Annotated in this window: 22 protein-coding genes, 2 tRNA genes and 1 pseudogene; 13 read left to right on the top strand and 12 right to left on the bottom strand. The window is 35.7% G+C overall.

Going from position 1 to position 26081, the window contains the following annotated elements; translation table 11 throughout:
* Positions 1-18 precede the first annotated feature (18 nt).
* The 6 genes from AAEU33_RS08425 (at position 19) to recA (ending at position 6626) form a co-directional block, all read left to right on the top strand.
* The gene (locus tag AAEU33_RS08425) at positions 19-882 is read left to right on the top strand and encodes a DUF4846 domain-containing protein (RefSeq protein ID WP_345992006.1); all 864 of its coding nucleotides are present in this window, start codon (positions 19-21) and stop codon (positions 880-882) included.
* Positions 883-965: 83 nt separating this feature from the next.
* A complete protein-coding gene (gene pfkA, locus AAEU33_RS08420) occupies positions 966-1952 on the top strand; it encodes a 6-phosphofructokinase (RefSeq protein ID WP_172280439.1) in 987 nt (328 codons plus the stop codon).
* 28 nt (positions 1953-1980) lie between these two features.
* Positions 1981-2985: a type I glyceraldehyde-3-phosphate dehydrogenase gene (gap, locus tag AAEU33_RS08415; RefSeq protein WP_172280441.1), complete on the top strand. Its 1005-nt coding sequence runs from the start codon at positions 1981-1983 to the stop codon at positions 2983-2985.
* Between the two features lie 395 nt (positions 2986-3380).
* Positions 3381-4160, top strand: coding sequence for a LuxR C-terminal-related transcriptional regulator (locus AAEU33_RS08410; protein WP_172280443.1), 780 nt, complete (start codon positions 3381-3383; stop codon positions 4158-4160).
* Between the two features lie 96 nt (positions 4161-4256).
* Positions 4257-5453: an oxygenase MpaB family protein gene (locus AAEU33_RS08405; protein WP_345992003.1), complete on the top strand. Its 1197-nt coding sequence runs from the start codon at positions 4257-4259 to the stop codon at positions 5451-5453.
* A 165-nt stretch (positions 5454-5618) separates the two neighbouring features.
* A complete protein-coding gene (gene recA / locus AAEU33_RS08400; protein WP_172280446.1) occupies positions 5619-6626 on the top strand; it encodes a recombinase RecA in 1008 nt (335 codons plus the stop codon).
* Between the two features lie 239 nt (positions 6627-6865).
* Here the strand turns inward: recA and AAEU33_RS08395 are convergent, their stop codons facing one another.
* On the bottom strand, positions 6866-9754 hold the full coding sequence (locus AAEU33_RS08395) for a prolyl oligopeptidase family serine peptidase (protein ID WP_345992001.1): 2889 nt from the start codon (positions 9752-9754) through the stop codon (positions 6866-6868).
* A gap of 156 nt (positions 9755-9910) precedes the next feature.
* On the opposite strand from AAEU33_RS08395, the gene htpG reads away from it, so the two are divergent.
* The gene (gene htpG / locus AAEU33_RS08390) at positions 9911-11803 is read left to right on the top strand and encodes a molecular chaperone HtpG (protein ID WP_172280450.1); all 1893 of its coding nucleotides are present in this window, start codon (positions 9911-9913) and stop codon (positions 11801-11803) included.
* 449 nt (positions 11804-12252) lie between these two features.
* On the opposite strand, the gene AAEU33_RS08385 is transcribed toward htpG, so the two are convergent.
* Complete coding sequence (locus tag AAEU33_RS08385) at positions 12253-12948, bottom strand: hypothetical protein (RefSeq protein ID WP_345991999.1); 696 nt, start codon at positions 12946-12948, stop codon at positions 12253-12255.
* A 149-nt stretch (positions 12949-13097) separates the two neighbouring features.
* Between AAEU33_RS08385 and AAEU33_RS08380 the strand changes: the two genes are divergently transcribed.
* On the top strand, positions 13098-13478 hold the full coding sequence (locus AAEU33_RS08380; protein WP_345991997.1) for a helix-turn-helix transcriptional regulator: 381 nt from the start codon (positions 13098-13100) through the stop codon (positions 13476-13478).
* 3 nt (positions 13479-13481) lie between these two features.
* On the opposite strand, the gene AAEU33_RS08375 is transcribed toward AAEU33_RS08380, so the two are convergent.
* Entirely contained in the window at positions 13482-13778 is a 297-nt protein-coding gene (locus AAEU33_RS08375; protein ID WP_345991995.1) for an MGMT family protein, read from the bottom strand.
* Positions 13779-13865: 87 nt separating this feature from the next.
* On the opposite strand from AAEU33_RS08375, the gene AAEU33_RS08370 reads away from it, so the two are divergent.
* Positions 13866-14012 (top strand): hypothetical protein, encoded by a 147-nt coding sequence (locus AAEU33_RS08370; RefSeq protein ID WP_172280458.1) that lies wholly within the window; start codon positions 13866-13868, stop codon positions 14010-14012.
* Between the two features lie 196 nt (positions 14013-14208).
* On the opposite strand, the gene AAEU33_RS08365 is transcribed toward AAEU33_RS08370, so the two are convergent.
* From AAEU33_RS08365 to AAEU33_RS08350, 4 genes are read right to left on the bottom strand one after another with little or no spacing between them, the layout of a single operon-like run.
* The gene (locus AAEU33_RS08365) at positions 14209-15183 is read right to left on the bottom strand and encodes a deoxyhypusine synthase family protein (RefSeq protein WP_273649427.1); all 975 of its coding nucleotides are present in this window, start codon (positions 15181-15183) and stop codon (positions 14209-14211) included.
* A 27-nt stretch (positions 15184-15210) separates the two neighbouring features.
* On the bottom strand, positions 15211-15858 hold the full coding sequence (locus AAEU33_RS08360) for a hypothetical protein (RefSeq protein WP_345991993.1): 648 nt from the start codon (positions 15856-15858) through the stop codon (positions 15211-15213).
* Positions 15859-15905: 47 nt separating this feature from the next.
* Entirely contained in the window at positions 15906-16298 is a 393-nt protein-coding gene (arfB, locus tag AAEU33_RS08355) for an alternative ribosome rescue aminoacyl-tRNA hydrolase ArfB (RefSeq protein WP_172280464.1), read from the bottom strand.
* 31 nt (positions 16299-16329) lie between these two features.
* Positions 16330-17337 (bottom strand): AMP-binding protein, encoded by a 1008-nt coding sequence (locus AAEU33_RS08350; RefSeq protein WP_345991991.1) that lies wholly within the window; start codon positions 17335-17337, stop codon positions 16330-16332.
* 100 nt (positions 17338-17437) lie between these two features.
* Here AAEU33_RS08350 and AAEU33_RS08345 point away from each other — a divergent pair.
* Together AAEU33_RS08345 and AAEU33_RS08340 are read left to right on the top strand one after the other, a co-directional pair.
* Positions 17438-17508, top strand: a tRNA-Gln gene (locus AAEU33_RS08345).
* Between the two features lie 171 nt (positions 17509-17679).
* Positions 17680-17750, top strand: a tRNA-Gln gene (locus tag AAEU33_RS08340).
* Between the two features lie 203 nt (positions 17751-17953).
* Here AAEU33_RS08340 and AAEU33_RS08335 read toward each other — a convergent pair.
* From AAEU33_RS08335 to AAEU33_RS08315, 5 genes and pseudogenes are all read right to left on the bottom strand, one after another.
* Positions 17954-18934: pseudogene (locus tag AAEU33_RS08335) on the bottom strand (agmatine deiminase family protein); the annotation flags it as partial.
* Between the two features lie 130 nt (positions 18935-19064).
* The gene (locus AAEU33_RS08330) at positions 19065-19679 is read right to left on the bottom strand and encodes a hypothetical protein (protein ID WP_345991989.1); all 615 of its coding nucleotides are present in this window, start codon (positions 19677-19679) and stop codon (positions 19065-19067) included.
* 101 nt (positions 19680-19780) lie between these two features.
* Positions 19781-20584 carry an AraC family transcriptional regulator gene (locus AAEU33_RS08325; RefSeq protein WP_345991987.1) on the bottom strand — a complete coding sequence of 268 codons (804 nt, stop codon included), beginning with the start codon at positions 20582-20584 and terminating at the stop codon, positions 19781-19783.
* Positions 20585-20736: 152 nt separating this feature from the next.
* Positions 20737-22164 (bottom strand): amino acid permease, encoded by a 1428-nt coding sequence (locus AAEU33_RS08320; RefSeq protein WP_345991985.1) that lies wholly within the window; start codon positions 22162-22164, stop codon positions 20737-20739.
* 114 nt (positions 22165-22278) lie between these two features.
* The gene (locus AAEU33_RS08315) at positions 22279-22572 is read right to left on the bottom strand and encodes a helix-turn-helix transcriptional regulator (protein WP_172280476.1); all 294 of its coding nucleotides are present in this window, start codon (positions 22570-22572) and stop codon (positions 22279-22281) included.
* A gap of 192 nt (positions 22573-22764) precedes the next feature.
* Between AAEU33_RS08315 and ccoN the strand changes: the two genes are divergently transcribed.
* Both ccoN and AAEU33_RS08305 read left to right on the top strand, forming a co-directional pair.
* Positions 22765-25044 (top strand): cytochrome-c oxidase, cbb3-type subunit I, encoded by a 2280-nt coding sequence (gene ccoN, locus AAEU33_RS08310; protein WP_345991983.1) that lies wholly within the window; start codon positions 22765-22767, stop codon positions 25042-25044.
* 19 nt (positions 25045-25063) lie between these two features.
* On the top strand, positions 25064-25951 hold the full coding sequence (locus tag AAEU33_RS08305; RefSeq protein ID WP_345991981.1) for a cbb3-type cytochrome c oxidase N-terminal domain-containing protein: 888 nt from the start codon (positions 25064-25066) through the stop codon (positions 25949-25951).
* The last annotated feature ends 130 nt before the right edge of the window (positions 25952-26081 follow it).

Raw genomic sequence — 26081 nt, 5'->3', positions numbered from 1 at the left:
AAATAAAAACACCATAAGATGGCAGGAAAAACTTTATGTACAATTGTGTTAATCAGTATTATCAGCTGTATTCCTGATAAGAAAAGAAATGCAATATCTGAAATAGATAACGGGACAGGATCAGAAATTTTGGTTCATACCGATAAAAATACTATCAAAGAAAGGTTTTCTGCACCTCAGGGATATGAATGGATTGATGAAAAACAAGAATCTTTCGGGTATTTTCTCGAAAATTTCACTTTAAAACCCTATAAAAGCAAGATACTTAGATATGACGGAAATCCAATATCTACCCAGCATCTGCATGAAGCAATTTTTGATATCGATACCGGAGATCAGGATCTTCAACAATGTGCAGATGCGGTGATCCGGCTAAGGGCAGAATATTTAGTTAAAAATAAAAGACAAGATGAAATTCAATTTCATTTTACAAATGGTGATCTGCTGAGCTGGAAAGATTATAAAAACGGAACACGGGCCTTTGTCAATGGTAATTCTGTTAATTTCAAAAAGACAGCCCCTTTCGATGACTCGCCTCAAAATTTCAGAAGTTATCTAAATCTGATCTTTAATTATGCAGGGACTATTTCATTAGATAAAGAAACAAAACCGGTTTTAAAAAGTGAGGATTTAAAAAGCGGAGACATTCTTATTACACCAGGAAGTCCTGGACATGTTGTATTGATAAGTGGTGCTTGCAGAAATAAAGAAGGGAAAAAGTTGTTTTTACTAAGTGAAGGTTTCACTCCTGCCCAATCTATCCATGTTCTTTCCAATCCTTTTGATAAAAACAGATCTCCATGGTACAACTTAGACGTAAAAGCTAACGAAACAAAAACTGCGAGATATATTTTTAAACCAACAAACTTTAGAAGTTTTTAACAATTTATATTCAAAAGTATTATCAACTTACTACTATAATCTGAACTTGTTTTTGTAAATTTGTGTTCGAAATTTTTTACTAGATGAAAGAAAGTGCTGTAAAAAAAATTGCAGTTCTTACTTCCGGCGGAGACTCCCCGGGTATGAATGCTGCATTAAGGGCGGTGGTAAGAACGGCAAATTATTATAATATCGAATGTTACGGAATAAGAGAAGGCTACAATGGGCTTATCAACGATGATTTCCTAAAAATGGGTCCTCGTTCCGTAAAAAATATAATCAACCAGGGCGGAACTATCCTAAAGTCCGCAAGATCCCAGGAATTCAGAACTAAAGAAGGACGTCAGAAAGCCTACAATAATTGCGTTAAACATGGTGTTGATGCTATTGTGTGTATTGGTGGAGATGGAACTTTCACAGGGGCGAAGATCTTCAATGAAGAATTTGGTATCAGAGTAATTGGTGTTCCAGGGACTATCGACAATGATATTTTCGGTACCGACAATACTATTGGATATGATACGGCTTTGAATACTGCTATGGAAGCTATTGATAAAATCCGTGATACAGCCACTTCTCACAACAGAGTATTCTTTGTTGAGGTTATGGGTCGGGATGCTGGATTTATTGCATTGAATAGTGGACTGGCAACCGGAGCTTTGGATATTCTTATCCCTGAAAAAAAGGACAGTGTAGATGAGCTTTTTGCGACTTTCAGAAATGCTGAAAAAACCGGAAAAGCTTCCAGTATCGTAGTTGTTGCTGAGGGAGAGAAACTGGCGAATATTTATGAACTGGCAGAGCAGACAAAACAGGAGTTTCCTGACTATGACATTCGCGTAGCTATTCTGGGACATATTCAGAGAGGAGGATCTCCGAGCTGTGCAGACAGGGTTCTTGCGAGCAGACTGGGATACGGAGCCGTGGTAGGATTAATGGAAGGTAAAACAAATGTAATGGCAGGAATGCGTTCCAACGATATGGTATACACTCCTATTGAAGAAGCCATTAAAAAACATAATGAAATCAATAAAGACCTTTTACTGATTTCAGAAATATTAGCAATCTAATTTTTATAATTGTAAAAATCAAAATATTATGTCAACAATTAAAGTAGGTATCAACGGGTTTGGTAGAATTGGACGTCTTGTTTTCAGAGCAATGACTGAAAGAGATAACATTGAGGTAGTAGGAATCAATGACCTTATCAATGCAGAGTACATGGCTTACATGTTAAAATATGATTCTGTACACGGAATCTTTCCAGGAGAAGTATCTGTAGAAGGTAATGATCTTGTAGTAAATGGAAAGAAAATCAGAGTAACTGCTGAGAAAGATCCAAATAACCTGAAGTGGAATGAAATCGGAGCTGATTATATTGTAGAATCTACAGGTCTTTTCTTATCTAAAGATGCTGCTCAGGCTCACATTAATGCAGGTGCAAAAAAAGTAATCCTTTCTGCTCCTTCTAAAGATGATACTCCAATGTTCGTAATGGGTGTAAACCACAAAGAACTTACAGATGATATCAAAATCTTATCTAACGCTTCATGTACAACAAACTGTTTAGCGCCTTTAGCTAAAGTTATCCACGATAATTTTGGAATCGTTGAAGGTTTAATGACAACTGTTCACGCAACAACTGCTACTCAGAAAACTGTAGATGGTCCTTCAATGAAAGACTGGAGAGGAGGTAGAGCTGCATTGAATAATATTATTCCTTCTTCTACCGGTGCTGCTAAAGCTGTAGGAAAAGTAATTCCTTCATTGAACGGAAAACTTACAGGTATGTCTTTCAGAGTACCTACAGTAGACGTTTCTGTAGTTGACCTTACAGTAAGAATTGAAAAAGCTACTTCTTACGAAGAAATCTGCGCTACTATTAAGGCAGCTTCTGAAGGGGAACTAAAAGGAATTTTAGGATACACTGAAGATGCAGTTGTTTCTCAGGATTTCGTAGGTGATAAGAGAACTTCAATCTTCGACAAAGACGCAGGTATTATGCTTTCACCTAATTTCGTAAAGCTTGTTTCTTGGTATGACAACGAAATGGGTTATTCTAATAAATTAGTTGACATGCTTGTTCACGCTGCTTCTTTATAAGAATCAAACATTTAAAATAACACAAACCCCGCTCATGATGTGAGTGGGGTTTTTAGTTTACCATTTCCAAACAACTAATAAAGAAAGTATAAACCATTATTTTCCTGAAAACATTTCCTTTCCGTATTCAAACTTAAAATACAATTATTAAAAACAAAATAAAAACAAAATAATATATTATTTTATGCTTATTTTAGTTAAATAAATTAATGCATTTTACAAATAAAATTAATTACCATAACAGATAATCAAAATAAAATTTCTCAAACAGTTTTGAAAATCAAGTTTTCAGGGTTATTAGTTTATAACAAATTTTGCATTTTTTTCAACACAAAAAAATCCCCCTTTAGGGGTATTTTTAAGAAAATATTAACTATCTAAAAAAGACTATTTTCATGAAAGACGCTGAAAAAAAACATCCCTTGATTGAAGTTTGGGAAAGATATCCCGCTACAAGAAAGGAAAAAAAAGAAATACTGAAGACGCCCCCCATCGAACGTATCATTGGTGAGATGTTTGCAATCGGAGAATTTTATTATTATGTATTAAATCTTACAAACAGTACCCTCTCTCATCATCATGAAAATATTTTAAAATTACATGGTTTAAAAAAAAATCCTGAAAACCTTAAAGAAGTCATAGATCTCACCCATCCTGAAGACATTCCTTTTGTAATAAAAGCGGAACAGGCTGTTGTATCTAAAATGATTGAAATTGGCCCGGAACATCATCTCTACTTAAAATCGAGTTACTGCTTCAGGATGAAGACTGCAAAAGGAAATTATGAGTTGTTCCATCACCAGGCTATTCCTACCCTGGAGGATGAAAATGGGAACCTCGTACAATCCATTAATATACATACCAACATCAATCATATAACAAAGCAAAATCCTTATACCGTCCTGATTTCAGGGATTGGCCCCAGAGCCGATTTTCATCAGATGACAATAGACAATCCCTCCTCATCAACCCATCAGACACTCGAAAATCTCACTAAAAGAGAGGTAGAGATCCTTTCTCTGATTGCAAAAGGATATTCGGGAACAGAAATATCCGAAATGCTTATTTTATCTCAGCATACTGTTCGTTCTCATCGAAAAAACATCCTTACAAAAACCAATTCAAGAAATGGTAAAGAGCTTTTGAAAAAGGCTTTTGAATGGGGCATTATATAACTATTATAAAAAGATATATTTGAAGTAAACATATACTCTCCATGCTGATAAATCTCACAGAGGTATTTCGGCGTAAAACTTGTACTTTTATAATTGATGGAAAGATCAATCGTACATCCCCGTTTTAAAAATTCACCTCATTTCAAAGATTTCTGGCAAAAGGGTAACGGAAAACTGCTTATTGAATTTTCCGGTGCAGAAGTGAGTTTCAGCGAATTTGAGCAATTTTCTCCCTATTATTATCACGTTGACGAAACCGGTGACCAGGTGGTAAAAGATGTCTATTTTACTAAAAAATTTCACGAAGCTACCAGGGAAATCGAGAAATACATCAGAAATGGAGTTTCTGAAAACGATCAGGTTCCGGACAGCGTTAAAAGACTTTTCAAAGAAGTTCAGAAAAAACCTGAATGGCTAAATGAAGAATTGCTGAAAAGTGGCGCGGAGCTTTGTATGCGAAGCGGACTAGATGCCCTCATCTCTCTTAGGGATTATTGTTTAATTGGAGGTTATGATTATGCCTACCTAAATAAACCCCTTATTGTAACAGAAGCATTGAAAAAAGGAGCCGTAAAACGTCTTTCTGAAACATTGGATTTCTGGGTGAATGTAACCCGTTACCATGCCCTGGATATTCATGCCAAAGGCTATGAATTTACTATAAAAACACGTCTTATTCATTCATATGCAAGACTTTCGATTAAAAAGCATTATGCTGATTGGGATACGGAAAACTGGGGAGAACCTATCAATTCCTGGGATATGATGGCCACCTATATAGGTTTTAGTTTGGTTTTTCTTCATAGCTTAAAAAAACTGGGCAATAGCTTTTCAAATGAAGAGGAGCTTGGTATTTTTCACCTATGGAAATATGTCGGTTATTTGCTGGGCATTCCCGAACACCTCCTTCCTGATCATAAAAAACAGGCTACGGAATATTTTTATCTATGGTCATCCATCCAGCCTCCTTCGGATAAAGACTCTGTACTTCTTGCCCATTCATTACTCGATGAATCCCTGGAGAATCCTATATTAAAGTTCAGCTTTCAAAGAAGAAATCTACGGTATCTTCATATTTGCTGTACCTGGTTTTTACTGGACGATGAGGTTTGTAAGCGATTGAATATTCCTGAGGTTTCGAATAAAAAAGTTTTCCCTCAGGTAAAAAAAGCAACTAATATTATATATAATACTTTAGTAGGACGAAAAGCAAGAATTGAAGCGGGTAATAAAAAACACCTTAAAGTTCTGGAAGACTATTTAAGAATAACATCGGGCTCCAACTTCCATTAAATTGATCTGCTTTTTTAGTTTGCTATTATTTCATTCATAATGAGATAGCCACTATTTCACCAATCAGAATTATTGTTTTTTTAACTTTAAAAAGACGCTTTGAAATTGAAAAATATTAGCTTTTGATTCCAAAATTATGTACTTTTGAGAAATTATTTTTTAGAAATGAGTAACATTGACGATAAGAAAAAAGCACTGGCTCTAGTGCTTGATAAATTAGATAAAACATACGGAAAAGGAACTGTAATGACTTTGGGAGATAATTCTGTTGATAATACAATAGAAGTTATTCCTTCCGGATCCTTAGGATTAGACATTGCATTGGGAGTAGGAGGATATCCAAGAGGAAGAATCATTGAGATTTATGGACCTGAATCTTCCGGTAAAACAACTTTAACACTTCACGCTATTGCAGAAGCTCAAAAAGCAGGTGGAATTGCAGCATTTATTGATGCAGAGCACGCTTTCGACAGAACTTATGCTGCAAAATTAGGAATAGATTTAGAGAACCTTATTATATCTCAACCGGATAATGGTGAACAAGCCCTGGAAATTGCGGACAATCTTATCCGTTCAGGAGCGATTGATATTGTAGTAATCGACTCAGTTGCCGCTCTTACTCCTAAAGCAGAAATTGAAGGAGAAATGGGTGATTCCAAAATGGGTCTGCATGCAAGATTAATGTCTCAGGCATTAAGAAAACTGACTGCAACAATTTCAAAAACAAAATGTACCGTAATTTTTATCAACCAGCTGAGAGAGAAAATTGGTGTAATGTTTGGAAATCCTGAAACGACAACCGGTGGTAATGCCTTGAAATTTTATGCTTCAGTAAGGGTAGATATCAGAAAGGCAAGTGCACCGATCAAAAATGGTGACGAAGCAATCGGAAGTCGTGTAAAAGTAAAGATTGTTAAAAATAAAGTAGCTCCTCCATTCAAACAAGCTGAATTTGATATCATGTACGGAGAAGGAGTTTCTAAAACAGGAGAAATTCTTGATCAGGCTGTAGAGCTAGGAGTAGTAAAGAAAAGCGGTTCATGGTTCAGCTATGATGAAACAAAATTAGGACAAGGCCGTGATGCGGTAAAAGACGTTCTTAAAGACAATCCTGAACTTTCTGAAGAACTGGAGAATAAAATTAAAGAAGAATTGAAAAATAAATCAAAATAACTTTTCAAATCAAAATCAATAACAAAGACAGCCTTCAAGCTGTCTTTTGTTTTTACTCTATTTCCCACCCTCACAAGTGAGAAAATACACTTTGGCCGCCGGTATTTTTGTAAGATATATTGATGAGATTTACTAAAAAATCTTTTAATCTTTTAATCTTTTAATCTTTTAATCTTTTAATCTTTTAATCTTTTAATAAAAAAATCGGCGGAACATTTCGTCCGCCGATTTTTTCATCGTTAAGGTTTATCATCCGTCAGTTCAAAGCCCCAATCTTTTCCTTTTTGGGTTGCAGAGACTCCTTTTGTCATCCATACCGGTGCTTTAGCCCCTTTAAGATAATAATCAAAAAACTGCTGCTCGCGGATTTGTATATCTTTCCTGTTCTGTCGTTTTACAAGATTATGGTCGTCACCATTATAGTTAAGAAGCCAAACGGGTTTTCCCAGACGTCGTAATGCCGTAAACATTTCAATTCCCTGATACCATGGAACCGCTCCATCTTTATCATTACTCATAATGACTACCGGAGTTTTCACTTTATCAATCGTGAAAAGCGGTGAATTTTTAATGTAAAGATCTGGTGCCTCCCAAAGATTTTTCCCTAATCTGCTCTGTGATTTTTCATACTGAAACTGCCTGTTCATTCCTGAGGTCCATCTGATCCCCCCATATGCAGAGGTCATATTGACAACAGGAGCACCACTCCACGCAGCAGCATACATATCTGTGTGAGCAATAAGGTAAGCAACCTGATAACCGCCCCAGCTTTGTCCTTGGATTCCGATTTTAGTACCCTCTACCCATGAATTCTGCTTTAATTTTTCAACTCCGGAATTAATATATTCCATTGCGGATTCACCCGGAAAACCATCGGTATATGAAATATCCGGCGTAAAAACCAAATATCCGTTGCTCACAAAGTAAGAAATATTTAATCTTGAAGGTGTTGGAGCAGGAGCAATATAACGGTTCAGATTGTCCGAAAGCTTCTCATAGAAGTAAACAATCATAGGATATTTCTTGTTGGGATTGAAATCTTCAGGCTTGTACAAAACTCCTGTAGATGAATTGCCTTTTGGTGTTGTCCAGTTGACCAATTCATTCGTCCCCCAATTATAAAGAGCTTGCTGTGGGTTTGTATTGCTTAATTTTTGTTGTTCCAAGAAATCTGATGTTGCGAAAATATCAGGCGATTCTGTATAGGATTCTTTTACCAAAATATATTCTTCCGCATTTTTAGCTTTTTGAATGCTTCGATACCCCCAGACATTTTCCATTTGGATTTTTACAGGATCAGCGTCTGACTGAATGGTTGTTCTGAAAATTCCGTTTGCTTTGGATGTATTATCAAAAGCTGATAAATAAATGGAAGATTTCCGGTTCAGGCTTTTTACATCTTTATCTAAGTCGTATGTATCGAATGTTATTTTATGTTTGCGCCCGAAGCCATTCGTGATATTCCTTGGCTTTTTTGAGCCGTTCAGGAAGAATTCCCAAAGATCGTAGCGATCTCTTATAATTACAGATTCATCTTTATCCGTCCATGATGCGATACCATAAGAATTTGGAAAATCCGGCATATCAAATTCTTCATCAACAAAAGAAACCGGCAACCCGCTATTGAGAGGAAGAGTTTGTTTTGTTTTGACATTGTAACTCAGCCACATTCCTTTTTCTTTGTTGAAAATCACAAGAAATTTTCCAAGCGGAGATATGGCAACTGCCCCGTCAAGATTTTTTATAATTTCTGTTCTTTCGCCTGTCTTATTATCAATCAGAAAATAGGTTTTCTTTGTAGAGCCTTCCCATTGAGAGGAAATACGGTTATTGATACTGGTAATCCCTAATGCAAATTCAGCATTTCCTTCGTTCACCAATCTTAAAGTATCTAAGTCTTCTCCATCAATATTTCTGAATAAACCAGGCTTTTCTGTCTGCATTACTGCGGCATAGGATTTCTTAAGATCGTTTTTCAATTCTTTTAACTGTACCGTTTGAAGATAATCATCTTTATAATTCCAGATGTCCACAACAGCATGATCGTTGGCAATCATCGCAGTATCTTTTGCAACAGGTTTTGGCGCAACACCGAAATACAATTGTTTTCCGTTTTTGCTGAATAAAGGCAACCTGTTTTCAGAAACTGCCCAATTCTTTTTCATCTGTGCATTTTCATTGGTTATAATCTCCTTCTTATTTCCTTTAAAATTAAAGTAATACAGCTGATATAATTTCACCAGGTCATTTTGTGCAGAAGCAGTTCCCACAAATGCCAGTTGGTCTCCTTCTTCATCGAAAGACAACTGTGAAAAATCGCCCTCCATTTCTGAAACCTTAGATACAGTCCCTTTTTGCAGATCAACTACCTGTACGGTTTGAAATGCATATTTCTTTGGCTTTGATTTGTCAGTTTCTTTTTTATCTGCAGATTTTTCACCCTCAGAATCTTTATCTTCTTTTTTAGTCTTTTCTTCCGGCTTTTTAGTTACAAAAACCAGTTGTCTTCCGTTTTTACTGAACTCATAACGTACTACATTATCATATGTTGTACTTTTTCCATCCAATAAATTTCGTACCACCAATTGTAATGGTTTTACATTTTTATCTTCATCATTATTTTCGTCTCCATCTTCTTTATCAGAAGCATCATCCGAGGATTTATCTTTTGTATTTTCCAAAAGGTAAGCAACAAAAGAACCTGCTTTTTCAGGAACTTTAAATGATTTCACATTAGGAATTTTCTCAGTTTTATCATTGAAAAAATCAACTATTGCAAGACTATCTTTCGTTAATTTATTTTTTTTCAGCTTTTTATCTTTTACCGCCTTTATATCTTTATACTGCGGACGGATTTGAAAAACAGCAAACCTGGAATCATTGGTAAAATCCAATTTTGTTGCTCTTGCAAACTTCTTTGAGGTTTTATTTTTAACTGAGTGCAGAAAAAGGTTAGAATTTCCTTCCTGAGCATCTACGGAATAGGCAATCCATTTTCCATTATTTGAGATTTTTTTTGTCCCGATATTTTGCCAGCTATCGTAAACGGAATGATCTAGAGGTTTTTTCTGTCCATACACAAAACAGGTCATGATGAGCAGAATAAAAACTGTACATTTCAACTTCATTTTTTTAATAATTTTAAAGATTTAAAAGTAAGATATTTCTTTGACAAAATTACATGAAGCTCCTGTTTCATTATAAGTTCAAGAGTGTCATTCTGTCACTTTCTTCCTCATGGTATTTTTTTTGAGAAGAATTATGCAAATCAAAACTAAATTATTATGACTAAAGGAAATATTAATGTTTCTGTGGAAAATATTTTTCCACTTATCAAGAAATTTCTTTACAGTGATCACGAAATATTTTTAAGAGAATTAATTTCCAATGCCACTGATGCTACTCTAAAATTAAAACACTTAACAAGCATTGGTGAAGCTAAGGTGGAATATGGAAATCCTAAACTTGAAGTAAAAATCAATAAGGAAGAAAAGACTCTTCATATTATTGATCAGGGGATAGGAATGACGGCCGAAGAAGTCGAAAAGTATATTAATCAGGTGGCTTTTTCAGGTGCCGAAGAATTCTTGGAAAAGTATAAAGACAGTGCAAAAGATTCAGGAATTATCGGACATTTCGGTCTGGGATTCTACTCTGCTTTCATGGTTGCTGAGAAGGTAGAGATCCTTACAAAATCTTACCGTGATGAACCTGCTGTTCGTTGGATATGTGACGGAAGCCCTGAATTTACACTCGAAGAAACTACAGATAAAACTGAAAGAGGAACCGAAATTATTCTTCATATCGCAGAAGATTCAACCGAATTTCTGGAGGAATCAAAAATCCGCGAGTTACTATTAAAGTATAATAAATTCATGCCTGTTCCTATTAAGTTTGGAACAAAGACCCACACTCTCCCATTACCGGAAGGTGCTCCGGAAGATGCTGTTGCTGAAACAGAGGAAGTGGACAATATCATCAACAACCCGAATCCGGCATGGACAATTGCTCCTACTGACCTCACGAAAGAGGATTATGTAAAGTTCTACCACGAATTGTATCCAATGCAATTTGAAGAACCCTTATTCAATATTCACCTGAATGTTGATTATCCTTTCAATCTGACAGGAATATTATTTTTCCCAAAGCTGGCTAACAACCTGAATATTGAAAAAGATAAAATCCAGCTGTATCAGAATCAGGTATTTGTTACCGATGAAGTAAAAGGAATTGTTCCGGACTTCTTAATGCTTCTTCGTGGTGTCATTGATTCTCCTGATATTCCATTGAATGTTTCACGTTCTTATCTGCAGGCTGACGGTGCTGTAAAAAAGATTTCTTCTTATATTACTAAAAAAGTAGCAGATAAAATGGCTTCCCTTATCAATGAAAGCCGTGAAGACTATGAGAAAAAATGGAATGATATCAAGATCGTAATTGAATACGGAATGATCTCTGAAGAGAAATTCTATGAAAAATCCGATAAGTTTTCTTTATATCCTACAGTTGATGGAACTTACTTCCTATGGAATGAATTGACTGAAAAAATCAAACCTGCACAAACTGATAAAGATGGTAACCTGATCATTCTTTATGCTTCCAACGCAGATGAGCAACATAGCTACATCCAGTCTGCAAAAGATAAAGGATACGAAGTGCTTCTTTTAGATTCTCCTATTGTACCTCACCTTATTCAAAAGCTGGAAAGTACTAAAGAAAAGGTTTCATTTGTAAGAGTAGATGCGGATCACGTTAACAATCTGATCAAAAAAGATGAACCTGTAATCTCCAAGCTTAATGATTCTGAAAAGGAATCATTGAAAAAGAATGTAGAGGAAACCATCAGTGATGCAAAATTCACGGTTCAGCTGGAAGACTTAGATAGTACGGATGCTCCTTTTACGATTACGCAGCCTGAGTTTATGCGAAGAATGAAAGATATGCAGGCAACAGGCGGAGGTGGAATGTTTGGAATGGGAGGCTTCCCTGAAATGTATAATCTGGTCGTAAACTCTAACAGTGAATTCGCTGGTCAAATCTTAAAAACAGAAAACCAGGAAGAGAAAGCAAGCCTGATTAAATACGCTTTAGATCTTGCGAAACTTTCTCAGAATTTATTGAAAGGAAAAGATCTTACAGATTTCATCCAAAGAAGTTACAAGCAGCTTGAAAAATAAAATAACAAAAGCGATACAGATAATCTGTATCGCTTTTTTCTTATAAGACTATTCTATGATAATTTGCCTAAATCCTAGTTAGTTCTTAGAAAACTAAGCTTCATCCTTGATCGCTTATTCTATACCATTTTTATTTTCTGATCGGTTCGATTTAAAGATTGCCAGAACAAGCATTATCATCAAAAGAATTACCTGAACAAAAAAGTACCTATCTTCCTTATCGAATAATTGAATAGTTGAAATAACTATTAAAAAAGTATAAGCAATAACAGCATTTTTATTACGTTCCCTCCAGGCTGAAATAATAAGGATAAAGAAAATTATAAAAGAGATACATTCAAAAATGATACGCCATACACTATCCCTTGTAAACAGTGGAGTAAGTATTAGCATAACCATTACTATTATTATAATATACTTATTAAATTTCATATTCTATATTCTAAATCTTATCGTATCCCTCCGCTTCTTACACAGCTTCTATAGTCAGTTTCAGCATCTGAATTACACACTATCATATGCGTGGTAGCCATACCTCCTGCAATAACTCCACCAACTCCACCAGTAAAAACACCAACCAAAACTGAACCTCCAATTTCTATGGCATAATTTCTCATACATCGATTACCAGCAGTTACAAATGCTGATTGGCAATTCCTTCTACGATCGGCAGTATCAGTAGTTTCTTTATAATTCAATTGCAAATCTACCTCATTTGTCAGCATTCTTGTTCTTTCTTCTTCTGTATATTTTGAATAAAAATCAGCATTAGATTCTCTGAAGGCTAAACTATTATCATTCATTTTCTCATACAGAGAAATCAGCTCCCTGCTTCTTCCAATTTTTGCAGAATTATAAAGACTTTCAAGTTCTTCTACGGTCTTAACCCTATCAATTCCCGACTGAATCATTGAAAAGTCTGCATCTTTTTCATTATCCAAAAGATTCCTGATTTGCGTCTGAATGCTGAGCTGGGTAGATACATAATCTGATAAAGTTCCGGAATCTGATCTCGCAGTTCTTAAAACATTTTTTTGAGTTGTCTTTGTGCTGGAATTCTGTCCCGTTGATAAATCTTCGTTTGAAGAACATGCCTGAAAAATCAGCAGGAATAGCACTCCTGCCATAAGTAATTTTTTTCTCATTGTGTTGTTTTTTTTATTTGTTGTACTCCAAAACTATAAAAGTCAAAACATTCAAAATGCATAATCCTGTTGCAGATTTTTTGCATTTTTCATGTACAACACAGATACAAATTTGTGTGATTTTTTGCATATTTGTATAAAAATGCGAGATGCAAAAAGAAAAGCTACGATCAATAAGAAAGAAAAAGGGATATACTCAGCAACAAATTGCTGATATCATTGCTACGGATGTTTCCAATTACAGCAGAAAAGAAAGTGGAGATGTAAAAATCGTAAGGGCTGAATGGGAAAAGATTGCTAATTTCCTCGATGTTACTATGGAAGACATTTATGAAGAAGATGACTCCCAAATTGTTGTCAATAATGATCATCCTGTATTTAACGACAGTTCTGCATCGGGAGTGTATCAATATAACAACAATACGATTCCACTTTCCATTGTTGAAAACCTTCAGGAATATATTTCTTTATTAAAAGCCGAGAACCAGAAATTACAGGCAGAAATAAAAACCCTAAAAGCAAGAAAGTAAATTCTACAATTCACTTAAAGGATCCCAAAAAAGTTTCTTGAAATTTTTAATTCTAAAATTTTCAACCACAATACCCTCTGCTTCCAGCTTAGGCTGAAATTCTTTTACAGATAAAATTCCTGAACTGGAAATTACCCTATGGGCAGGAACATCTTTTGGGCATCCACCCATAGCCTTTCCAACATGACGTGAATGATTGGGATATCCTACTGCTTTGGCAATGGCTCCATAAGAAGATACTCGCCCTTTGGGAATAAGCTTTGTAATTTCATAAACCTGTTGTTTAAAAATTTCGTCCATACACGATCATTTATATTGGTTAAAATAATTGCATCATTTTTGAATGATAATAATTTCAATGATGTTTCTCATTAAAATTATAAAGTTATGAAAAAATCATTTTTCCGCATTCTGAATGCGATCAATAAAAAGATCTTACCCAAATTAAGTGATAAGGATCCTTCTTCACTAACGAAGTTACAAAAAGGAATTCTTGCATACCGTTATTTTGTGCTTATAAATTCTATGGATTAAATTCTATAAAAAGGAAGCTTTACTATTTTGTTAAGCCCGATATGACCAATCAATTTCTGAAGCCTCGGAACTTTTGATGATTTTAGCTATTTTAGAATATCATGAGAATTTTTTCAACATCTAAAAAATAAAAAACGCTCCATAATATGAAGCGTTTTTATTATTTTATGATCCAGGATATCCCGGAAATTTCATCTTAAGAATTCTCAAGAATATAGGAGAACATTAATGGAGCACAGATCGTTGCATCACTTTCAACGATGAACTTAGGTGTTGTAATATCCAGTTTACCCCAAGTAATCTTTTCATTTGGAACTGCTCCGGAATATGAACCGTACGATGTTGTAGAATCGGAAATCTGGCAGAAGTAAGACCAAAACGGCACATCATGCATCTCCATATCCTGATATAGCATCGGTACTACACAAATTGGGAAATCACCTGCAATTCCTCCTCCAATCTGGAAGAATCCTACACCTTTACCTCCTGAATTTTTAGTATACCAATCAGCAAGATACATCATGTATTCAATTCCTGATTTCATTGTTGTAGCTTTAAGCTCTCCTTTAATACAATAGGATGCAAAAATATTTCCCATTGTAGAATCTTCCCATCCCGGAACAACAATCGGAAGATTTTTTTCTGCAGCAGCAATCATCCATGAGTTTTCTCTTGGAATCTCATAATACTGCTCCAAAACTCCAGAAAGGATCATTTTGTACATATATTCATGTGGGAAGTATCTTTCTCCTTTAGAGTCAGCGTCTTTCCAAATCTCCACAATATGCTTCTGCAACCTTCTGAATGCTTCTTCTTCAGGGATACATGTATCTGTAACTCTGTTTAATCCTCTTTCCAATAAGTCCCATTCTTCCTGTGGCGTAAGATCTCGGTAATGAGGAACTCTTTCATAATGAGAATGCGCAACCAGGTTCATTAAGTCTTCTTCCAGGTTTGCTCCGGTACAAGAAATAAAGTCTACTTTATCCTGACGGATCATCTCAGCAAGAATCTTTCCTAATTCAGCAGTAGACATTGCTCCCGCTAAAGTTATCATCATTTTTCCGCCATCTTTAAGATGCGCAACATAACCTTTTGATGCATCCACCAATGCAGCTGCATTGAAGTGCAGGTAATATTTCTCTATAAATTCAGAAATTGGCTTGTTCATTTATTTTGATTTTTGCAAAGATAAAACTTAAAATCGGAATGTAGCGGCAGCACTCAGAGAAAGTCTTGTTAATCCTTCCTTTTGATCATCCTCCAGCTTAAAAGATCTTCCGTTAATTGTCATTTTGCTTAATGTACCGGCTGTAAGACCAATTTTAGGACCAATAAAAAAATTATCCAAGACTGCATATTGGTAAGCAAAATTCGCTTCCAATCCCAAATTTGACCCCGTTCCTTTAACGCTACCGGTTTTCGTTGTATAGGTAATAGCTCCCAGTGCAACATCATAATAGAATTTATGCTTAAACTCATCGTTAAAGTTAGAATACATAAATGCTGGTCCAAAGAAATTGATATTGTCTTTGGTGTTTACATATCCTGAAACAGTTTGCCCATTATTATCTCTTACGGTAATTCTTCCATCACTGGATGCACTGTAATTGGAATACTTTAGTCCTAAATGTATATTCCCCTTCACATTATAATAAGCAGAAACATCAAAATTCATCCCGCTTTTTAACCCTTTAATGTAGTTTCTTGTATCCCCTGAAATATTCGATGGAGTTTTCGCTACCCTCCATGCATATCCCACGGATGGAATGATTGAAAATTTTTGTTGTGCCATGGACATAGCAGTAATTGAAATCATCCCTAAAAGTGTAATTTTTTTTATCATTTGTTTTAAAATTTCGGCAAAAATAACATTTTTTCCGAAGTGCACAATCAGAATTTAAAACGTCTGTTTTCCTTTTTGTCTGAGAGTTTCTTTTTATTATCAAGCCTTTTCTGCTTTTGACCTTTGGAAGGTTTGGTTGCGAGTCTTTTCTTAGGAATTATTAAAGCTTTATTTACAATTTCTATGATTTTTTCAACTGCTTTATTTTTATTCATCAATTGAGTTCTACTCTCAGAAACCGTCAAAAACATTAAGCCTTCTGCATTGATTCTGTTTTTTAATTTATGTTGAATTAAAACTTTTTCATCTTCAGTAAAAAACTCAGATCCGTTTACATTCCAAAGTACGGTGACAGATGTTTCCACCTTGTTTACATTCTGACCTCCCGCTCCACTGCTCCTGGAAGTTCTATAGCTAAGTTCTTTTGAAAAATCTTTCATGGTTTTGAAACAAGGGTTACAGATAAAAATTTCACGGCAGCATTTTTATTAATTCAAGCCGGTTCACCTTACCATTCGGAGTCCTCGGCAATTCATCCACAAAAATAATTTCTTTAGGTTTATGAAAGTTTTTTTCAAATGGCATTTGTGAAATCCTCTCAATCAATTTTTCCGAACGTTGCCCTTCGATAACCAATACCAATCTCTGGCCTAAAATTTCATCTTTTAATCCTAAAAATACAACTTCGTTTGCAATTTCTTTTTTGACCAATCCTTCCAGTTCTTCAGGAAAAATTTTAGCCCCTCCGGAATTAATTACATTATCAATACGTCCTAAAAATCTGAACTGATTATAATTTTTAATTTCAACTAAGTCATTAGTTTGCAGGACCTCACTGTTGACATCCGGAGCAAATATCCGGAGACATCCCCGATCATCTTTAGAGATTTCAACATGTTCAAAAGCGGTAAAGTAATCTTCAGCCTTTGGCGACAGTTGCTTTAAGGCAATATGGGATAAAGTTTCTGACATTCCATAGGTTTCAAATATGTTTGTATTGAGGTGTGAGATCCTTTTTTTCAGGCTCTCTGAAACGGATGCTCCTCCGATGATCAGGTTCTTTATAAGGTGAAGTTTATCCACAGAGTTTTCCACCTGTAGAGGAGTCATCGCACAAAAATCTATTTCTGCAGTAATTTCTTCAAGTGGCTGTAAAGATGGTTCTCCCACAAGCAGCTTCATCTTTCTCTCAAAGGAGCGAACTACCATCATCTTACCTGAGATATATTCTACAGGTAAACAGAGCAAAGCCGTATCTCCTTCTTTTAACTGTAAAAAGTTACACGTCATCACTGCTGAATTCATCATTTTCCTTTTTTCAATTTCAAAAACTTTAGGCGCTCCTGTTGATCCTGAAGTTTGGACATCAACTGTTTCCGAACCGGAAGTCCATTTTTCCAAAAAAAGAATGACTTTTTTTTCGAATTCCGTATGTGGATATAAGTTATTAATTTTGAGATTATTGAAATCTATCACCATGTTTTCCGCAAATAAAATGTGATGTAAATGTAAAAAAAAGTTTAAAAAGTTCTTGTATGTAGAGAAAAAAGCTTTAAATTTGCACCACTAAAAACAACACAGACCCATGGTGTAGCGGTAACACTACTGATTTTGGTTCAGTCATCTGGGGTTCGAATCCCTGTGGGTCTACAACCACTCTTTCTTAAGAGTGGTTTTTTTATTATATATGTTTAAAATCCCATTAATAAAATACTAGTACACAACTACTTATTATTTCAGGATGTATTAAAATGATTTTTTTATGCCAGATTTTTGTGTATCAAGAAAAAATTTATAAATTTGCACCACAAAAAATAACACAGACCCATGGTGTAGCGGTAACACTACTGATTTTGGTTCAGTCATCTGGGGTTCGAATCCCTGTGGGTCTACAAGCCACTCTTTTTAAGAGTGGCTTTTGTTTTTCTATTATTGATCAAAATTTTTGGATAACAAACGTAACATATCCATCAAACAGCCATACTCTTAGATAAATTTTAATTTACCACTTAATATTGTCTGAAAAGCACAAAGAGACTTTAAATAAATACCCCTGATCTAATAGATCAGGGGTATTTATTTAATATTATAATCATTATTTAGCCAATTCTCCGGCTGGTTGTTGTTGGGTTACACAATGTACCATCCCACCATTTTCATATAGGTTTCTAACATCAATTCCAATCACTTTTCTAGTAGGATACTGATCCTGAATAATTTTGTTTGCTACTTTATCATTGGGGTCACCATAATTTGGAACGAGAACAATTTTATTGGCCACGTAATAGTTTACATACGAGCCCTTTTCATCCAGTTGTTTACCATAAGCTGTTTTCACCTTGTTTTTTGTAGCAGGCACATAAACTTTTTTATATTCTTTTCCCTTCACGTTTGTGGCAGTATACAATGTATTGATATCTTTATCCGACAGCCCCATTTCTGCCAGATCCTCGTCATCCATCGTAATCATGGTATCCTTGTCTATAAACTTCATAAATCCATCAATGTGCATATCGGTAACATCCAGTCCTGTAACGCCATCCAACCAAATCACCTTTGATACTCCATAATAGGTTTTAAACATTTCCTCAGCCTCCTGCTGTGTTATCCCTTTTGTCCTTACCGAACCTTTTTTCTGGCTGATCACGGAACTTTTACATGCCATTAAAACCCCATTTCCATCAGTTTCTATTGCACCTCCCTCATTTACCATTTCTTCATTCAGATCTATAACCTTTGCCCCGATGTCTTTTCCGATACGTTGTGGAATTTCATCACAATTTTCAAAATCAAACTTTTCTCCCCAACCATTAAATCCCCAATCTTCGATCAGGAGGTATCCTTTATTATCTTTCACGAAAATAGGTCCATTATCCCTGATCCATACATCATCTGTAGGATAGATCTTAAAATCAATATTTTTCATCGGTATGACATTCTCCTCTAAAATATGTAAAATCCTTTTCTTCTCTACCTCATCATAAGCAATAATATGGACCTTCTCATTAACCTGTAAAGCTTTGGTCATATCAATCCATGTCTGCTCGACCCTTTCCCTGTAAGCCTTACCATGCTGGTGATGATGTGGTCACTGTAGCCATGTTCCTTCGTGAAGGGATGACTCTTCCGGGAAATAATACGTTTGTGACATACAAAACACTGAGTTTAATGTTAAAAAAAATGCAAAAAATTTATTATTCATATTATTAAAATTTCTTTCCTATAAATATTCCAAAGTCAATTGTGGTTTCAAAATTATTTCCGGTCTGAGAAACGGTACTTCCGATTCCGAACTGCATCTTCTTTTGGGTTTCTATTCCCAATCTGATGACCTGATTACTCATCTGATGCTCCTTAAGGCTAAAATCAGAATCTATAATCAACATACTATACAGGCTAAACCGCTCATTAATCCTGGGTGTATATTCCATTAATGTATAAAGCCCGAATCCCATTTCTTTCCCATCGAAAGAATAAGTCAGCGCCGGATATAAATTAATTCCAAAATCTCCTTTCTCTTTAATAAAGGAAAATCCAAGCGAAGGCATTACATCTTCAGCAGATACATGAACTCCCCCTGAAATTCCCCAGTTTCTTCCTATATAATAATTAAGATTCTGATATAACTCTGCATTCCATTTCTTTGACTCATATTCGTAGGAAACTGTACCTGAAGCGAAATAATTCCATTTTGTCTTAAAATCCTTATCAAAAATCCCTAAAACTTCTGTTTCCTTGATACCTGCATAACCTTGTACTGAAATTTGAGCTGTTGCTCCATATGAAAACAGAAAAGCTACGGGAAATACTATTTTTTTCATCATTATTGTTTTCTAAAGTCTTTACTTATAAATCATCTTTGTTATTGATGACTGCAAAATTAGATCCTCAAAAAACAAAAAATTGTCCTAAAAGGACAACCTCATGAATACAACGGAAAATAAATGTGTGTAATAATTTCTCCTGTTGGGGACTGTGTATATTCTTCTATAACATCGGAATTATCCAGCATAAACAAAGACTCCGTCAGCCAAAATTTATAAAAAATCCTGTAGGTTTCCAGAATACTATCAAAGCTTCCATAATGGGTAAATTTGATATACTTACCTCCAAAAATTTCTTTCTTTTGAAATCCCGATATCCCGGAAGAAATATGTTTTATACCTGCTCCGTATCTGCAGTGAGGTACGCTCGTAATAAGGGGCTGATCCCGAATAATCCCATAGGTAGAACCAGAAATTTCATTTTCATTCTCAATACTTTCCCACAGATCATTAATTTCCTGATTATTATAATCCTTAGCTTTAATAAACCTACAGTATACAGAAACCGGATCTTTATATCTTATTTCATGTGGCAGATTTCCTTGGGTATTATCAATAAACTGACTAAACATTTCCTGTTTATTTTTCCTGGCTACTGCCGGTGAAATATGATATTGTTGTTTAAAAGCTTTAGAAAAGGATTGAATATTAAAATAACCAATTTGCCAGGCAATGTCAGAAATTGTATCGGTTGTATATATTAGCTTTTTATAAGCATTCTCAAGGCGGAGCCGTTTTTGAAATCCGGAAATGGTTTCATTAAAAATCCTAAAAAAGATCCTTTGGAAATTCCTATAGGAATAATGAGACATGCTCTCTATTTCATAAGCCGTGATCTCTCTATCAAAGTTTTCCTCAATGAGGTCTACAATCTTTTGTATTTCACCAAAATGAGTATGCATGAATGTATTTTATAATTCACATGGATTTTGCAGTTTATACAAAATGCCAGCCACATATGAATTAATAACCCTATGAATTTACTAAAAAACATCTTCACAAAAAAAGGACAGATAAATATCCATCCTTTTTTATATTATTCTCTGTAAAAAAGCTAGCTGTTTTTAGGCTTGTACAATTTAAACAGTATGAAGAGGAAAATCAACCACACCGGGATCAGGATAACCTGAATCTCCATCCCTGTAATGCTCATTAAAACTAAAATAGCCAACAGGAAAAAGATGCATATGTAATTCGATACAGGATAAAATATAGAAGGAAATTTGGTTTTTGTTCCTGATTTATTTTTCTCAGTTCTGAATTTTAAATGGGTATAACATATCATGAGCCAGTTGATGATAAGAGTGGAAACTACTAAGGCCATCAGATATTCAAATGCTTTTTCCGGAACCAGCTTATTGATGATAATACAGATCCCAGCAAAACATGAGGAAACAAGGATTGCATTGGTAGGCACGCTATTCTTATTTAATTTTGTAAGAAATTTGGGTGCATTTCCTTGTTGTGCTAATCCAAAAAGCATTCTGCTGTTACTGTAAACACTGCTGTTATAAACTGATAAAGCTGCGGTTAAAACAATCAGATTAAGAATATTTGCTATGAGAACATTAAAGTGTATTACTTTTCCAAAGATGGTAAATGCAAATCCATTCAGATTTTGGAAAACCATGACAAACGGGCTTGTTCCTTCTGTAATTTCTCTCCATGGACTTAGTGAAAAGAGAATAACCAATGCCCCCACATAGAAAATTAAAATTCTGTAAATAACCTGATTGGTAGCTTTAGGAATCGTTTTTTCCGGACTTTTAGCTTCTGCAGCAGTAATTCCAATTAATTCCAACCCTCCAAAGGAAAACATGATCATGGCCATTGCCGCAAAAAGTCCGGAATATCCATTTTCAGTTTTATTAAAAAAACCTTTTGGAAAAAATCCTCCGTCATTCCACAGATTTGAAATACTTGCCTTATCCCCTCCGGTACCACTAATCAATAAGTAAATACCAAAAACAATCATTCCTATAATTGCAACTACCTTTATAATAGAAAACCAGAATTCAGTTTCTCCGTACACTTTTACAGAGGCAAGGTTTAACGCATTAATGACGATAAAAAAGAACAAACTGGAAACCCAGAGCGGAATTTCAGGCCACCAAAAATGGATATAATGTCCGATGGCTGTAAGTTCTGCCATACTCACCAGAATATAGAGAATCCAATAGTTCCAGCCGGAAGCAAACCCCGGAAAATTTCCCCAATATTTGTATGCAAAATGACTAAAGCTTCCGGACACAGGTTCCTGAACTACCATTTCACCAAGTTGGCGCATAATAAAAAATGCAATGATCCCTGCTAATGCATACCCTAAGATAACGGAAGGGCCGGCTAAAACAGCTGCAGGGCCAATACCGAGAAAGAGACCGGTACCTATAGCTCCACCGAGAGCAATTAATTGAATATGTCTGTTGGTTAATCCCCTAACCAGATTCCCATCATTAGGCCCGGTTTTTTGTTCGTTGTTCATACAATGAATTAAGCCCTAAATATATAAAACTTTAAGAAATTTGCTTCTATAAAGCAGCATGAACATTCAAATCATTCAGTTTTAAAGAATTAAAAAGTAAAACACTCTGTTTTCTTACAGATATTCTTCCGGAACCGAAATATTATTCTTTTTCATATATTCCAAAAGAGACTGGTATTTGTCTTCATAATCATCCATTCCGCATTTATGTGAAATGCTGCAGATATCCGAAGGCTTAATTTCCAGGATCTGCGAGATTTTATTTAAGATATCCAGATTGATCTTCACTTTAGAATTCTCAATATCCGAATAAGCCTTTTGTGAAATCCCCATTTCAAAAGCCATATACTCCTGTGTCAAATCTTTAGTTCGTCTGATTTTCCTGATGTTCTGACCGCATACTTTCATTGTATTTGTTTTAGTAGTTTTTGGTATAGTTTAGAAGGATATCTACTAGCCTCTAACAAAGTTAATAAATACCTTTGGCAAAACATTATACACGTTACATGATATTTATTTCTTAATGGAATTTAGCTTCACAATTAAAAGCTGGTCACTTATTAATGATAAATATTTTTCTCTACAACAACTATTGGAATTATGGAGACGCAAAAATTTAATTATGACAATACCATTGTCAGAGCATTTCTCTATGCTACTATCGCATTTGGTCTGGTCGGTTTTTTACTGGGACTTACGGCAGCACTAATGCTTTTCTACCCTGAGCTACCTGAATTTTTATTCGGAACCGATGACACAACGATTCAGAGTTTACGAAGCGGCAATATCCAGGGGCTGATCAATACACAGGGAGCAATGGGATTCGGAAGAATACGGATGCTGCATACGAGTGCCGTAATTTTTGCCTTTGTATGTAATTCATTTTTCTGTGGTGCCTATTACAGTATGCAGCGTTTACTGAAAACCAGAATGTATAGCGATACACTTTCGTGGATCCATTTCTGGTCTTGGCAGATTATGATCATCAGTGTGGTTATTACATTCCTGATGGGAATCAATACTTCAAAAGAATATGCGGAACACGAATGGCCAATTGATATATTAATTGCTTTCTCATGGATCATTTTTGGGATCAATATGTTTGGAACCATTGCCAAAAGACGGGTACGACACCTTTATGTAGCCATCTGGTTTTATATTGCTACATGGATTGCTGTTGCCATGCTTCATATTTTTAATAACTTAGAAGTTCCGTTATCTTTCACAAGCTGGAAATCTTATTCTGTATATTCAGGAGTAAAAGATGCCCTTGTCCAGTGGTGGTATGGTCACAATGCAGTAGCATTCGTATTAACAACTCCGGTTTTAGGACTGATGTATTATTTTATGCCTAAGGCTGCTAACCGTCCTGTATTCTCATATAAACTGTCTATTATCCATTTCTGGTCCCTGATATTTGTCTATCTGTGGGCAGGTCCTCACCACCTTCAGTATACGGCACTTCCTGCATGGGCACAGGCAGTAGGAACCGGGTTCTCTATCATGCTTATCGCTCCGTCATGGGGAGGAATGCTTAACGGTCTTCTTACTTTAAGAGGAGCATGGGATAAAGTAAGAGAAAATCCTATTCTTAAATTCTTCGTTGTGGCTGTGACCTGTTACGGAATGGCAACATTTGAAGGACCGCTTTTAGCCACAAAATCTTTAAATAAAATCGGACATTACACGGACTGGGTAATCGGGCACGTACATTTAGGTGCATTGGGATGGAATGGTTTTATGGCATTTGGAGTTATTTACTATCTGATTCCAATTATGTGGAGAACGGAACTCTGGTCTAAAAAACTGGCTAACTGGCATTTCTGGTTAGGGACTTTAGGAATTATTTTCTATGCAGTACCAATGTATATTTCAGGATTTACTCAAGGTTTGATGTGGAAACAATTCAACCCGGACGGAACCCTATTGTGGAAGAACTGGCTGGATACGGTAACCGCAATCATTCCTTATTTCAAAATGAGATTTATTGGAGGTATCCTTTACCTTTCCGGCGCCATATTAATGGTTGTGAATGTTATTAAGACCATTAAGGCCGGATCATTCCAAAGAGAAGTTCCTGCAGAAGCTCCTGCTTTAGCAAATATCGGAAGCCAGAGAAAGGAAGGCGAAGGCGCTCACCTTTGGCTTGAAAGAACACCAAAATTACTTTCTATATTGGCCTTCATTGTAATTTCAGTTGGCGGATTGATAGAAATAGTCCCTACTCTTACCATTAAGAGCAACTTACCACAGATTACGGCAGTAAAACCTTATTCTCCATTGGAGCTGGAAGGTAGGGATCTCTATATCCGTGAGGGATGTAATTCATGTCATTCCCAAATGATCAGGCCTTTCCGTGATGAGGTAATGAGATTTGACGGTAAAAACGGGCAATACTCTAAAGCAGGTGAGTTCGTGTATGACAGACCGTTTTTATGGGGGTCAAAAAGAACAGGACCTGATCTTCACCGGGAGGGAAGCCGAAATCCTGACTCATGGCATTTCAAACATATGTACAATCCAAGAATTACATCTGCAGGATCCATTATGCCTCGTTTTCCATGGCTGATCACAAACAAACTTGACCGCTCTAAAATGATAAGCAAGATGGAACTGATGAAAAATACTTTTGACATCCCTTACACAAAAGCGGAAATAGATTCGGCAAACCAATGGGCAGACCATCAGTCACAGGCTATTGTAAAAAGAATTTATTCGGAGGCAACAGACGTAAGAGACCAGGTTCAGAAAGATAAAGCAGCAAAAGGCTCTGCCTTTATTCCTCTTGAACAGAGAGAAATTATAGCAATGATAGCCTACCTCCAGAGATTAGGTACTGATATTAAAACCACGGACATTAAAACAGCAAGTGCGGATTAATTATTAAATACATGTAAAAATGAAAACACGGACACCCATTTCTATATACATCATTGTAACCGTAGGATTAACAGTTATGGCATTCGAAATGTTTGCTCACGATTCCGGTTATTTCAGTTCCCCATTCTTCTGGGCATTATTACTGATTGCCACCATTCTCCTTTTGATCATGAACTCGATTGGAGATCTGGTGGAAAATGAAAAATTCAGCAGATTGAGTTCGTATGAAAAACAAGAATACCTTAGGGATAAAAGTACTCCTTATTTTCAGAAACTCTGGAATTCTGCTTTTAAAAAGCAATCACAAACTGAGGAAAAAGACATTCTCATCGATCATGGTTTCGACGGAATTACGGAACTGGATAATTCATTACCCAAATGGTGGATCGGACTATTTTATTTCGGAATTATTTTCTGTGCTGTATATATGCTGGCTTTCGCCTTTACAGATTATGCACATCCGGATGCAGAATATGATAAAGAGACCAAAGTAATGCTGGCTTCCATTGAAGAATACGAAAAAAATGCTCCCACCATTAATCTGGAAACAGCAAAATACAGCGCTGATAACATCGCAGAAGGTGAGCAACTTTTTAAAACCAATTGTGTAACCTGCCATGGTGATGGTGGCAAAGGAGGTATTGGTCCCAATTTAACGGATACATACTGGATCAATATTAAAGAAAAAAGCCTGTTTAAAAATGTTTTCTGGATGCTTGAGAATGGTTCACCGAACAATCCAGCTATGAGACCATTTGTTAAAGAAGGGACAATTACCGGAAGGGATGCTGAAAAAATTGCCGCTTATGTTTATCACATCAATCAGGAAACCACGCCCATTACTGTTACTCAGGGTGGCGCTGCACCCCAAGGTGAAGAAGTAAAATGGGAGAATAATAATCAGTAAAAATATAAACTAAACTTTTCAACTATGCCTCGCCCCCTTTTGAAAACTAACTAACATTATATTATTTTCGATACCCTTTTCATACTTGAAAATAAACAAAAGGGGGCTTTTTTAAAGAAAAAAATCAATC

The organism is Chryseobacterium sp. Chry.R1, from assembly GCF_039645525.1.
In the GTDB taxonomy this organism is placed as follows: domain Bacteria; phylum Bacteroidota; class Bacteroidia; order Flavobacteriales; family Weeksellaceae; genus Chryseobacterium; species Chryseobacterium proteolyticum.
Note: the sequence above shows the minus strand (reverse complement) of the source record. Positions and strands in the feature narration are given on the sequence as shown.

Excerpts from the sequence above, each read along its gene's own strand:
- AAEU33_RS08425 (WP_345992006.1), top strand. The coding sequence starts at position 19 with ATGGCAGGAAAAACTTTATGTACAATTGTGTTAATCAGTATTATCAGC.
- pfkA (WP_172280439.1), top strand. The coding sequence starts at position 966 with ATGAAAGAAAGTGCTGTAAAAAAAATTGCAGTTCTTACTTCCGGCGGA.
- gap (WP_172280441.1), top strand. The coding sequence starts at position 1,981 with ATGTCAACAATTAAAGTAGGTATCAACGGGTTTGGTAGAATTGGACGT.
- AAEU33_RS08410 (WP_172280443.1), top strand. The coding sequence starts at position 3,381 with ATGAAAGACGCTGAAAAAAAACATCCCTTGATTGAAGTTTGGGAAAGA.
- AAEU33_RS08405 (WP_345992003.1), top strand. The coding sequence starts at position 4,257 with ATGGAAAGATCAATCGTACATCCCCGTTTTAAAAATTCACCTCATTTC.
- recA (WP_172280446.1), top strand. The coding sequence starts at position 5,619 with ATGAGTAACATTGACGATAAGAAAAAAGCACTGGCTCTAGTGCTTGAT.
- AAEU33_RS08395 (WP_345992001.1), bottom strand. The coding sequence starts at position 9,754 with ATGAAGTTGAAATGTACAGTTTTTATTCTGCTCATCATGACCTGTTTT.
- htpG (WP_172280450.1), top strand. The coding sequence starts at position 9,911 with ATGACTAAAGGAAATATTAATGTTTCTGTGGAAAATATTTTTCCACTT.
- AAEU33_RS08385 (WP_345991999.1), bottom strand. The coding sequence starts at position 12,948 with ATGAGAAAAAAATTACTTATGGCAGGAGTGCTATTCCTGCTGATTTTT.
- AAEU33_RS08380 (WP_345991997.1), top strand. The coding sequence starts at position 13,098 with ATGCAAAAAGAAAAGCTACGATCAATAAGAAAGAAAAAGGGATATACT.
- AAEU33_RS08375 (WP_345991995.1), bottom strand. The coding sequence starts at position 13,778 with ATGGACGAAATTTTTAAACAACAGGTTTATGAAATTACAAAGCTTATT.
- AAEU33_RS08370 (WP_172280458.1), top strand. The coding sequence starts at position 13,866 with ATGAAAAAATCATTTTTCCGCATTCTGAATGCGATCAATAAAAAGATC.
- AAEU33_RS08365 (WP_273649427.1), bottom strand. The coding sequence starts at position 15,183 with ATGAACAAGCCAATTTCTGAATTTATAGAGAAATATTACCTGCACTTC.
- AAEU33_RS08360 (WP_345991993.1), bottom strand. The coding sequence starts at position 15,858 with ATGATAAAAAAAATTACACTTTTAGGGATGATTTCAATTACTGCTATG.
- arfB (WP_172280464.1), bottom strand. The coding sequence starts at position 16,298 with ATGAAAGATTTTTCAAAAGAACTTAGCTATAGAACTTCCAGGAGCAGT.
- AAEU33_RS08350 (WP_345991991.1), bottom strand. The coding sequence starts at position 17,337 with ATGGTGATAGATTTCAATAATCTCAAAATTAATAACTTATATCCACAT.
- AAEU33_RS08330 (WP_345991989.1), bottom strand. The coding sequence starts at position 19,679 with ATGAAAAAAATAGTATTTCCCGTAGCTTTTCTGTTTTCATATGGAGCA.
- AAEU33_RS08325 (WP_345991987.1), bottom strand. The coding sequence starts at position 20,584 with ATGCATACTCATTTTGGTGAAATACAAAAGATTGTAGACCTCATTGAG.
- AAEU33_RS08320 (WP_345991985.1), bottom strand. The coding sequence starts at position 22,164 with ATGAACAACGAACAAAAAACCGGGCCTAATGATGGGAATCTGGTTAGG.
- AAEU33_RS08315 (WP_172280476.1), bottom strand. The coding sequence starts at position 22,572 with ATGAAAGTATGCGGTCAGAACATCAGGAAAATCAGACGAACTAAAGAT.
- ccoN (WP_345991983.1), top strand. The coding sequence starts at position 22,765 with ATGGAGACGCAAAAATTTAATTATGACAATACCATTGTCAGAGCATTT.
- AAEU33_RS08305 (WP_345991981.1), top strand. The coding sequence starts at position 25,064 with ATGAAAACACGGACACCCATTTCTATATACATCATTGTAACCGTAGGA.